The organism is Roseibium sp. RKSG952, assembly GCF_009711355.1.
The window spans coordinates 99,893-110,351 of the sequence record NZ_SMMF01000957.1; the positions used below are offsets into that span (position 1 = coordinate 99,893).

A 10,459-nucleotide genomic window follows, 5' to 3' on the forward strand; every position below is an offset into this window, starting at 1 on the left:
GTTCTGCACGACAATGCTCGACAAAAGCCGCGTGGGTGCTGCTGCTGGTCGCGCCCGGCACACCCAGAACACCCATGGCAATCGGGGGTACCCCTCCGACGATCGGTACGAATTTCAGTGGCTTACCATCTGGTGCGAGATCGTTCAGAGGAAGGAAATTTGCAATGGAGTATCCGAACCCATTGGCAACCAGACTTCGCATTACGGCCATATCGCGCGTTCGCTCACTGATCACCGGTCGTAGCCCTGCGCGGGTGAAAAACGACAGGAAGTAGTCAGAGCTGATGGGCAAATCGAGCAGGACCATCGGATAGGCTGCAAGATCATGAACGGTCACGCTGTCACAGATGGCAAGCGGGTGCTCCGGCGCCAGTAACGCGAATGGCGGCAACTCCTTTACCAGATGAAACTCAAGATCAGGTGGAAGGTTCAGATCATAGCTGAGGGCCAGATCGACTTCAGCGCGTCGCAGGGCCGCGAATATTTCGTTCTGAGTCAGTTCAACCTGACTCATATGCACATCCGGGTATTGCGCTTCAAAGCTGCGGCGCAGGCCTGAAACCACAATCTGCGCAAACGACACAAGGCAACCCAACCGCAAAGGACCCTGAACTGTGTTCGATACAGTCGCGGCCATCCGCGTCAGTTCCGTCGCCTGATTGAGAATGAGCAGTGCCTGCCCGGTAAGGGTTCTGCCCGCTTCGGTCATTTTCAAACCCTGCGCCCGCTGGCGCACGAATAGCGGGATACCCAACTCGGTTTCCAATTGTGTTATCGCTGATGAAATCGACGGCGAAGACACGTTAAGCTTTTGACTCGCAGCGGCGATGCTGCCGCACTCACCGGCTGCAACAAAATACTCCAACTGGCGTAGCGTGAATCTGATCGGCATGTACAAGCTTTCAAGTGGCCTGCTCATGGTGGAGCAAGGGCCACCCGACGTCCAGTCACCATTGCAACCGGTCAATCGTCACCCGGCACCCCGTAGGAAGGTGCCTCGCGCGGGTCGAGCGCGCGCTGGACATAGGCATCAATCTGCGGTGCGTAGATTTCCCAAGCCGTTGCGATGTTTTCGATCGGACAATCTTCGGTCCAGTCACAACGTAAATCAGCAATGGGCCAGGAAAGGCGATCTACGATTTTGAGACCGGCAGAGTGAACTGGTCCCGCTTCTCCTCCAGCGCACAGTCCCGCCCGCATTGCGGCAATCAGGCGATCACCAATATGGCCAGTGGATTCTACGAATCCGGTCACGATCGCCGCGGGAACACCATCGTTGGCCAGCAGATTGCCACCAGAGGCTACATCCCGACCTTCGGCTTGTGTCCAGATGCCCAGACTGTTGGCACCTGAATGGATAGCCGTTCGCCCTTGCGTGTCGATGGCCAATACCTGTCGATAGTCCATGAAATTTCCCTGCCGACCGATCTGGTCAATCGCTTCGGGAGCGGACAGGCCATTTTGCATCAGATCAAGTGTGAGTGGACCCAGCGTCGGGTCCGTCACGTTCTGAGACGCCACTGCCCCGACACCAGCGCGTGCAAAAGAGCAGCGCGCTGCCACAGCCGGAGAGGACGATGATATAGCCAAACCGAACATGCCGGTTTCAGCGCAGTGGGCGACAAGGGAAAATGTCATGCGGGGATCACCGCAGTCCCGTCAATTTCAACCAGCCATTCGGGTCTGGCCAACGCCTGAACCACCAGACCGGTCGAGACCGGATGTATGCCTTTGATGTACTCGCCCATGGTGCGGTACACCGCCTCGCGATGACGGACATCGGTTATGTAGACCACGACTTTCACGAGGTGGCTCATGTCTCCGCCTGCTTCTTCAATAAGCTGGCGAATGTTCTGCATCACCTTGTGAGTTTGCTCAACCGGGTCATGGCTATCGATGTTTGCTGCGTCGTCCAGATTCTGCGGGCATTGGCCCCGTAGCCAGACAATCTTGCCACTGGCCTCGGTCACAACGGCCTGACAGAGGTCATTGTCCAGATTCTGTTCAGGATAAGTATCGGACGTATTGAATTTCCGAATTCGGGTATGGGCCATCAAGTGCCTCCGCTATGCCACGGCCTGAACGCGATCCTGTTTGGCAAGCCAAAGCTGGAAGTCCCGAATAGTGCCTTCGTAGTTGTCTTCTGCCAGAGGTCCGGAACAGGCGTGTTCAGAATTCAAGGCAACTTGCATTCTTTCAAGCTTTTCCCGATCTTCGCGATTGACCTCTTCCCATAGCGAAACCCGCTTAGAGATTGTTTCTTCATCCAGATCGTCGCCGTAAACCGACAGGGTCCATTTGACTCGTATCTGTTCAGCGTTCAGTGGAAAAATACTCAGCGATACAAGAAGACTTGCCGCCTGGCTGGCAACTTGCGTTGGGAACACTGAAAACAATGTTGACCGCAAACGCTCATCCTCGGACAGCCCTTCTGCGCCAAAGCCGCGTGAAGGGATGTCTTTGGGGTAGTTTGCAGCATATGAGGTGAAGCCGTCACCTCCGTAGAGTTTCCGTGCCAAACCTGTCGGGGTGTAACCATGCAACGTTTCCGGGTGTACGACTGACAAGTGGTAACCTTCCATGAAATTCTCGACGAGACATTTCCAGTTGGTATTCCATATCTCTTCTCCCACATGGGCAACACGGAACGTCTCGCTTTCGTAGGGGGCGAGCAATGCATCAAGCTCCGGATATTCAAAGGGCTGGGCGTGCGGGTCCAGGCTTACGTAGATAAACCCGTTCCACAAATGCATATTGTGCCGGTGCAGACCACAGTTGGAGGCATCGAAACCTGCATTCTTCATGCGCGCAGCCCGCATCAGAGATCCATCAAGGTCATACGCCCAGGCGTGATAAGAGCAAATGAACCGTTTAGCCGATCCACTGCCCTCGGCCAGTGGCATACCCCGATGCCGGCATACATTGGCTAAAACTGCGATATCTCCGTCTGCTTTGCGCACGACGATTAAGGGTTCGTTCAACAACTGAACGGTAAAGAAATCACCGGGTTCAGGCACCTCGTCCGCACGACCTAGACAATGCCAGCCACGACGCAGGACAGTCGCGGCTTCGTGTTCGAATTGCGATGCAGAGGTGTAAAATGCACCAGGCATCGACATCGGCCGGTCCGCAGGCAGGGCCGCAATCTCTTGCAGCTGTTTCGCAAGCTCGGTGTGCATCTCAGGCCCCCTCCTTTATTCTGGGTTGAAAATTGGAATCCATGCGGTTCATCAGGTATTGTGCAAAGTCGAAATTCGGCCGTTCCAGATGCGACAGATGTCCGGGCTCGGCCCCATCCGCGCAAAGACCGCGATAGACCTTCTCTGTGCAGCCACGGTCCTCGACGTTGACTTCGTCCAACAATGTTTTCAGGTCGATCAGGTTCTGCTGGGCCTCTGTATCGTCCGCATAATCATCGGACATGCCCCCCCCGAAACGGATCTGTACCTGTGACGGCCCCTTGGGGTGCAGGCTCAGATACCAGAAATATCCGGGTGTTAGCGTGATCAGTAGGCTGGGATAGATCGCTAACAGAAAGGTTGTTCGGCGCTCATCTCCCTGCAGGCGGTCATTCTTGGGATGCGCCATCGCGATACGCAGCGATTCATCCTTTAGGATCGTGTGATAATTGAAAGCTTTCCGACCCGGTGGGCAAATCATTTCATCCAGCCGTGAAAGCCCACCGATGGTTCCTGCGTGACAAACCGGCAAGTGATAACTTTCCATGAAGTTTTCTGCGAGCACCTTCCAGTTTGTGTCCCACAGATGTTCTTCAAAGAAGGTCTCGGTATAGTTGGTCATGTCGTATCCGGCGACCAGATCCTCGACTTCTTTAAGTTGCGAGGCCACCGGGGATGCGTCGGGGTTAAGGGTTATGAAAACCCAACCCAGCCATTCCTCACACGACACTTCCGGCAGAGCATAATCGCTTTTGCAGAACCCTTTGTTTCCGGCCATTGCTGGCGCACCGCGCAACGAACCATCCAGATTGTAAGTCCAGGCGTGATAGGGACAAACAATCGATTTGGTTTGCCCCCGCCCATGCAGAAGTGTCGACATACGGTGGCGACAGACATTCGAGAAAGCCCTCAACTCACCATCCCGATCGCGTAGTACGATGATCGGTTGATCAGCTAGTTCGCAGGTTACGTAGTCTCCAACTTCTGACAACGAACTGGCGCGACCGACGCAGAACCAGTCTTTCTTGAAGATGTTTTCAAGTTCGGCCTCCAGAAACTCTTGCGAATAGTACACGGAAGGCGGCATTGCCCGGGCCTGTTCGAACGGGACGGATACATTGGCCCGCAATGCTTCGACCGGGTTCTCGATGGGATGCATAACTGTCATGTTTCGGTGCCTTTCCTGCCGAGTCACTCAGCGGCTGCAGGACAATAGTCCCGGTAATTTTTCTGGATGGCTATCTGATCTGCGACATAAGCTGCGTCGTGCCAAACGCCCCAAATGAAGGTAGACCCGCGCCGCGATTGCCACGGCAGTCCGAGAAAATAGATGCCTGGCTCAATCGAGACGCCGCGCTGATGCATCGGCGCACCTGTCGGGTCAAACGCATCCACTTTGATCCAGCTGAAATCCTGACGATAGCCCGTAGCCCAGATTATGGTGGTGATACCTTCAGCCCTGAGATCAAGCTCATGGATCGGATTGGTCAGGCATTCCGGGTCGGGCGGCAGGGTCCTTGCCTCGGGTTCCTGAGGCAAATCCAACCCCATACGTTCAGCATAGGCATCCGCCTGATCAAGCATATCGAGATAGTTCGCATCCCCTGCGGCGATGTTTTCCGTCAGATCATTGTCGATGATCAGCTTGCCGTTTTCATAGCAATCAGCCCTGCCCAGCAGCGTCATGCCTTCGGCTGCGAGGCGGCGGAAATCTACCGTCTGTCCACCCTGCGCGCCACTGACCGAAATCGTGACATGTTCGGTGCCGGGTTCCTTAGCGGGAATGTCCCACAGGCCCAGTACACCCAGCCACCAGCAATAGTCCCGACCGCGATACGCACGAGGGGGACGATCATGCGGGCCAACACAAAGGAAAGTCTTGCGGCCGGCGCGCTGCAACTCATCTGCAATCTGACCTCCCGACGAACCAGCGCCCACTACAAGCACAGCCCCTTCGGGAAGATCTTGCGGGTTGCGGTAAGAGGCTGAATGGATCTGCGTAATGCCCTCACTCTCGGGCACGATATCCGGGAAAACCGGATGCTGAAATGCGCCTGTTGCTGACACTACGGCCTCGGCTTCGATCACGCCCTCCGATGTTTCAACTGTGAATCCCGGCCGGCCAACATTCTTTGTAAGAGAGATCACCTCAACCCCTGTCCGAATGGGAGCCTCGATCATCTCGGCATAAGCGTTCAGATAATCTGCAACCTGTTCTTTGGGCGGAAATGCGTCCGCCCCACAGGTCTGGAACTTCATGTTTGGAAAACGATCGTGCCAGGCAGGGCCGTTTGCCACCAGCGAATCCCAGCGGCGCGATCTCCAGGCTTCGGCCACGCGATGCTTTTCAAGAACGATATGAGAAATTGAGTTGCGGCTTAGATGCTCGCTCATCGCGATTCCAGCCTGCCCTGCGCCTACAACAAGGGTATCAACATATTCCACCATCGCTCGGAGCCTTTCTTGCTAGGTCTCCGGGAACCTGCCATTCCCGGAGAGCGCAAAAAAGAACAGTCTTTCTTCTTTTCAATTAGGTAAGAGCTAAGAAGTAAAATAACCGGTAACTATTGGCGATCGGCACCAATTAAGGCGTTGAAAAATTGCAGAAACAAAGTGGAATGGTTTCGGCAGATCAGTCAGTTGACCAGCGTCTCACCCAAACGCCTTAGCATACGGCAGCAAAGTTCCAGCTGCTCGATCTCCAGATACTCATCAGACTTATGAGCTTCACGGATCGAACCGGGGCCGCAGACAATCGTATTTGAGCCCAATTGCTGAAACAGCCCTGCCTCGGTTCCGAACGCCACCAGATCGGCACCGTTTGCCCCTGTCAGCTTTGCAACCAGATCGCGGGCCGCGTTGTCATCCATGGGCTCGAGACCAGCAACTTCTGCTATGATTTCCAACTCGATACTTGCCTTTGGATGAACAGATTTCATCTCGGGCACCAGTGTACCGTCAACGTAATCCGTCAGTGCCCCTTTCACGAAATCTGCATCACTCGCCTGAACCGGTCGCATTTCCCAGTCGACCTCGGCTTTGCCGACAATAACATTATGCGCTACGCCGCCCGAGATTCTGCCGATGTTTATGGTGCTCCATGGCGGGTCAAACTTGCTGGTCACTGGGGTCCTTGCCTTCAGATTCTCTCGCAACTCGAGCAATTTCGCCACATAGCGCGCAGCATATTCGGCGGCGTTCACACCTGCATCCGGCGCTGAACCATGCCCCTCCAACCCGGCAAATCGGGCAGTGTACTCATAGCAGCCCTTGTGACCCTCGATGACGCGCATCTCGGTGGGTTCGCCAACAATCGCGATATCCGGAACAATCCCTCGCTGCGCGAGATCACGGATCAAACTTTGCGCGCCCAAGCAGCCCGTTTCCTCATCATATGTGAAGGCAAAGTGCAGCGGTTGCTTCAAGGCGCTTGCATCAAGCGTCTCGGCCAGCGCCAGATTGGCTGCAATGAACCCCTTCATGTCACAGGTGCCCCGACCAAAAAGCTTTCCATCGCGACGGGTCAATTCAAAGGGATCGGTTGTCCAATCCTGATCCGCGACAGGGACGACATCCGTGTGTCCGGACAACATGACACCGCCTGGCAGGTCCGGCCCTAGTGTCGCAAAAAGATTGGCTTTGGTGCCACTATTGTCTGCAGTTAAGGAACAACGTGCACCGAGCGCTTCGAAGCGATCCGACAGGTATTTGATCAGATCCAGATTTGAATCTATCGAAACTGTCGGAAATGCGATCAAATCGCCAAGTATATCGATAGACCGGTCCAGCATTATGGTTTCACAAACATCTTGCGGGGCCGATCGCAAAAGCACTCAGCAGGTCCATTTTCGGTAATCAGGATCGACTCTGTGATCTCTAGCCCCCAGTCATCCATCCAGAGGCCGGGCATGAAGTGAAAGGTCATGCCGGGTTCGAGGATGGTCTCATCTTCGTCGCGCAGCGAGATTGTGCGCTCCCCCCAATCGGGCGGATAACTCAGTCCAATCGGATATCCGCAACGCGCCCCGCGTTCTATTCCCGCGCGCTCCAGCGGTGCGGCCAAAGCGGCAGCGATGTCCTTTGCTCGATTTCCCGTCCTCGCGGCATCAAGACCGGCTTCCAATCCTTCGACCAGTGCTGCTTCTGCGCGTTTCAGCTGATCGGGGGGACTCCCCAAATACACAGACCGGCAGAACGGGGCGTGATAGCGCCGGTAACATCCTGATAATTCAAAAAAGGTACATTCGCCGGATTTGAATACATCGCCATTCCACGTGAGGTGGGGTGCTGCAGCATCCGTTCCCGACGGTAACAGGGGCACAATTGCTGCGTAGTCCCCCCAATCGTCGCCGACACCCGTGATCGCGTCGTGATAAATTTGGGCAACAAGTTCATTTTTGCGAAGGCCCGGTTCAACACGCTCGAGCACGCCATCAACGATGTGCTCGGAAATACGCGCGGCCTTGCGCATCAAGGCAATCTCTTCCTCCGACTTTACGGCGCGTTGCCAGTTCACCAGTGCGGTTGCATCGATCAGTGACGCACCAGGCAATTCAGATAGCAGCGTCTGATGTGCCTTAGCTGAATAATAGTAGTTGTCCAGCTCAACACCAATCCGACCGTGGGCATGCCCATATTCGGTGATCAGTTTCGCAAGATCCTGCATCGGATGGCGTGTTGTCGATTGCACAAAGCTGTCTTCATAACCGTGGATTCGGTCATCCGTCATCCAAACGGTACGGCGCGCGCCATTTGCATCCTGACTGCGCCCCCACCAAACCGGATCAGAGTCCAGAAAGATCAGCGCGCCCTGATGAACATAAAACGACCAGCCTTCGTAGCCAGTGAGCCATGAAATGTTTGAAGGGTCTTCTATGAAGAGGCAATCCAGACCGGCCTGAGACATTGCGTTTCGGGTTTTGGCAAGGCGGCGATCATATTCCGCTTGGCTAAAGGCCGGGTCAGTATGCGCCATCTGGATCTCCGCTTCGCAACGAACTTTGGTTGACACAACTTCACCAATCGGCTCACGTCAATGGGTCAGGCAGTCGACGGGATGGAGTTCATCAAAATGAGAGGATTTGAACAGGCCGAGTTCGAGGCCCGGACTAAGCGTGCTCAAAAGGTGATGGAGCAGAAAGGCCTCTCGGCACTATTGCTGACGACCGAGACGGATGTGCGTTACTTTACCGGGTATCTGACGCGGTTCTGGGAAAGCCCGACGCGCCCTTGGTTTCTTGTACTACCCGCAAGCGGCAAGCCGGTGGCAGTGATCCCCTTAATCGGTGCAGCGCTCATGGGGCAGACATGGGTTGATAATATCAGAACATGGAGCGCGCCTGATCTAGAGGATGATGGCGTTTCATTGCTGGTTGAGACACTGATTGAGTTGACACCGGTAGATGGTCAAATCGGAATACCAGACGGCCACGAAACGCACGCGCGGATACCGCTGGCAGATCTCGACCGTGTGCGTGGAAACATTGGTCAGCGGCAAATTGCAGGCGACCATGGCATCCTGCGGCAGCTTCGAATGGTCAAATCCCCCGCTGAAATTGCCAAGATCGAAACCGCTTGTGACATTGCAGGTCGCGCATTTGCACGTGTCCCGGAAATTGCCTCTTCCGGTGTGCCACTGGATGAGGTGTTTCGCGGGTTTCAAATCCTCTGTCTCGAAGAAGGAGCTGATTGGGTGCCTTATCTGGCAGGCGGAGCAGAGCGGGGCGGGTATTCGGATGTAATCTCGCCCGCACGACCGGTGCCATTGTCCAATGGTGACGTGCTAATGCTGGACACAGGCCTCGTCTGGGATGGGTACTTCAGCGACTTTGATCGCAACTGGTCGATAGGACCTGCCAGCAACGAAGTCCGATCCGCACATGCCCGCCTGATCGAAGCTTCGGACGCTGCATTTGAAGTCGCAAGGCCCGGGACCACGGCCGCCGATCTGTTTCACGCCATGAATGATGTGTTGACCCGTGATGCTGAAGGGACGGATGCGGGGCGGCTGGGTCACGGTTTGGGTATGTCGCTGACTGAATGGCCGTCGCTTATCCCATCAGATCACACAGTGCTGGAGCCGGGTATGGTCCTTACGCTAGAGCCGGGAATCGCTGTTGGTGACAAAATACTTGTCCACGAAGAGAACATCGTCATCACTGACAATGCACCAAGATATATCAGCCCCCGTATAGGCCCCGAGTTGATCGAACTATGACACATATTCCTTACACTCTGGATACAGACGATCCGAATGCGTCACCTCTGGGCCTGATTGTGCTTCAGACCGATGAAACTCTTGAGCCCGAATTCAGTGCCTATTTCTCGGATCGGAAGTATCCAATCCATGTCACACGCATTCCAAGTGGCATTGAGGTGACAACGGATAGTCTGGCTGAAATGGAAACTGCGCTGCCGGCTGCTGCCAGTCTTTTGCCGAACGCGAGGCCTTATCGGGTTGTCGGATATGGATGTACCTCAGCCAGCTCGGTCATTGGGTCCGAACGTGTGGCGGAACTGGTTAAGCAAACCTGCAATACTGCTGAGGTTACCAATCCCCTGCGTGCGGCTGCGGCTTGCGCCGCAGATCTTGGGGTTTCAAAGTTTGCGTTGCTCTCGCCCTACATAGAAGAGGTCAACATACCGTTGCGCCGGGCATTTGCTGAGCGCGGAATGTCGACTGATGTTTTCGGAACCTTTGGCGAGGCCGAAGAGGCAAAAGTGGTACGGATATCCAATCAATCGGTAGTCGACGCCGCCGTAAAATTGGGCTCCGATTCTTCGGTCGAAGCAGTATTTCTAAGCTGTACGAACCTCAGAACCTTGTCGGCCATCCCCGAAATCCAGCAAAGGATCGGAAAGCCGGTTCTTTCAAGTAATCAAAGTCTCGCTTGGCATATGAAGCGTTTGAATGCAGCTTAATGAATTATCAAAACGATATCTCAATTATCAAAAATTGCATTCAAGGTTGCAATGACGCACCTGCTTGGTCTTAACTGAGTCGACAGATCAGTGAAATCCGACGCTGTTGGATAATCATTTGACGAGACAGGGGGTCTTGTGACCGAAACAAGTAACGACGCCGCGTTTGTCGAATTTCAACGCGTTCAAAAGTCTTATGATGGCGAAAATCTCGTCGTTAAAGATTTAAATCTGGCTATGCCCAAGGGTGAGTTTCTGACGATGCTCGGGCCATCAGGGTCCGGGAAAACCACCTGCCTTATGATGCTCGCCGGGTTTGAAACAGCTACCCATGGTGAAATCCTGTTGGATGGGCGACC

At 54.7% G+C, this 10,459-nt stretch carries 11 protein-coding genes; 3 read left to right on the top strand and 8 right to left on the bottom strand.

From position 1 onward, the window contains the following. The 8 genes from E1297_RS38745 to E1297_RS38780 all read right to left on the bottom strand — a co-directional run. Window positions 1–892 (bottom strand): LysR family transcriptional regulator (locus E1297_RS38745; protein ID WP_155147886.1); only part of this gene is annotated, 892 nt, incomplete at its 3' end. Between the two features lie 71 nt (window positions 893–963). Then, entirely contained in the window at window positions 964–1,638 is a 675-nt protein-coding gene (locus E1297_RS38750) for a DUF1028 domain-containing protein (protein ID WP_155147734.1), read from the bottom strand. Then, window positions 1,635–2,054, bottom strand: coding sequence for a RidA family protein (locus tag E1297_RS38755; protein ID WP_155147736.1), 420 nt, complete (start codon window positions 2,052–2,054; stop codon window positions 1,635–1,637). The genes E1297_RS38750 and E1297_RS38755 overlap by 4 nt, the downstream gene beginning before the upstream one ends. A 12-nt stretch (window positions 2,055–2,066) precedes the next feature. After that, on the bottom strand, window positions 2,067–3,179 hold the full coding sequence (locus tag E1297_RS38760; RefSeq protein WP_196223502.1) for an aromatic ring-hydroxylating dioxygenase subunit alpha: 1,113 nt from the start codon (window positions 3,177–3,179) through the stop codon (window positions 2,067–2,069). Window position 3,180: 1 nt separating this feature from the next. Continuing rightward, window positions 3,181–4,347, bottom strand: a complete 1,167-nt coding sequence (locus E1297_RS38765; protein WP_155147738.1) for an aromatic ring-hydroxylating dioxygenase subunit alpha — start codon at window positions 4,345–4,347, stop codon at window positions 3,181–3,183. A gap of 23 nt (window positions 4,348–4,370) precedes the next feature. Beyond that, window positions 4,371–5,627, bottom strand: a complete 1,257-nt coding sequence (locus tag E1297_RS38770; RefSeq protein WP_155147740.1) for an NAD(P)/FAD-dependent oxidoreductase — start codon at window positions 5,625–5,627, stop codon at window positions 4,371–4,373. A 188-nt stretch (window positions 5,628–5,815) separates the two neighbouring features. Then, window positions 5,816–6,970 (bottom strand): acetylornithine deacetylase, encoded by a 1,155-nt coding sequence (argE, locus tag E1297_RS38775; RefSeq protein ID WP_155147742.1) that lies wholly within the window; start codon window positions 6,968–6,970, stop codon window positions 5,816–5,818. After that, complete coding sequence (locus E1297_RS38780) at window positions 6,970–8,154, bottom strand: M24 family metallopeptidase (protein WP_155147744.1); 1,185 nt, start codon at window positions 8,152–8,154, stop codon at window positions 6,970–6,972. Before E1297_RS38780 ends, argE begins: the two co-directional genes overlap by 1 nt. Before the next feature lie 96 nt (window positions 8,155–8,250). Here E1297_RS38780 and E1297_RS38785 point away from each other — a divergent pair, with 96 nt between their 5' ends. The 3 genes from E1297_RS38785 to E1297_RS51420 form a co-directional block, all read left to right on the top strand. Continuing rightward, entirely contained in the window at window positions 8,251–9,396 is a 1,146-nt protein-coding gene (locus tag E1297_RS38785) for a Xaa-Pro peptidase family protein (protein ID WP_155147746.1), read from the top strand. After that, complete coding sequence (locus E1297_RS38790; protein WP_155147748.1) at window positions 9,393–10,100, top strand: aspartate/glutamate racemase family protein; 708 nt, start codon at window positions 9,393–9,395, stop codon at window positions 10,098–10,100. Before E1297_RS38785 ends, E1297_RS38790 begins: the two co-directional genes overlap by 4 nt. 138 nt (window positions 10,101–10,238) lie before the next feature. Then, window positions 10,239–10,459, top strand: a 221-nt coding sequence (locus tag E1297_RS51420) for an ATP-binding cassette domain-containing protein (RefSeq protein WP_368669815.1), incomplete at its 3' end; no start/stop codon positions are given.